Annotated in this window: 1 pseudogene; it reads right to left on the bottom strand. The window is 48.3% G+C overall.

The annotated features are described in order from the left end of the window. Positions 1 to 770 (bottom strand): annotated as a pseudogene (locus LX92_RS22475) (hypothetical protein); the annotation flags it as partial.

The raw sequence follows: 770 nt of genomic DNA, 5'->3' as shown, positions 1-770 counted from the left end.
ACTGGCGTTGTTGGTTATCGCAGACGTATTGTTGGCGATGTCCGTATCGTTGGAATTGATGTTCGTTACATTGGTAGCGATATCGGACGTATTCTGGTCCACTTCAGCTTGCAATGCAGTGTCATCATAAGCAAGGCTGCTGATGTTAACAGATTGGTCACCCCCAAGGTCGGTCACGGTCAGGTTGGTCCCATTAAAGGAAATACCCGTGTTGAATTCGTTTGTGGCACTTAAATCCCCATCGGCCGTATTGTGTGCGGTAATGGCAGCGGCGTTGGCAGCAATCTCCGTATCATTATCAGCGATTTCACTGGCATTGTTGGTTATCGCCGTTGTATTGTTCGCGATGTCGGTATCGTTGGCAGCAATTTCACTTGCATTTGTCGTGATTCCAGAAGCATTTGTTGAAATAGCAGAAGTATTGTTTGCGATGTCCGTATCGTTGGAATTGATGTTCGTTACATTGGTAGCGATATCGGCCGTATTCTGGTCCACTTCAGCTTGCAATGCGGTATCATCATAAGCAAGGCTGCTGATGTTGACGGACTGGTCACCCCCAAGGTCGGTCACGGTCAGGTTGGTCCCATTAAAGGAAATACCCGTGTTGAATTCGTTCGTAGCACTTAAATCCCCATCGGCAGCATCGTGTGCGGTAATGGCAGCGGCGTTGGCAGCAATCTCCGTATCATTATCAGCGATTTCACTGGCATTGGTCGTGATTCCCGAAGCATTTGTAGCAATATCGGTATCGTTCGCAGCGATCGCACTTG

It is taken from the genome of Maribacter polysiphoniae (assembly GCF_003148665.1).
In the GTDB taxonomy this organism is placed as follows: Bacteria; Bacteroidota; Bacteroidia; order Flavobacteriales; family Flavobacteriaceae; genus Maribacter_A; species Maribacter_A polysiphoniae.
This window is presented reverse-complemented; position numbering and strand designations above follow the sequence as displayed.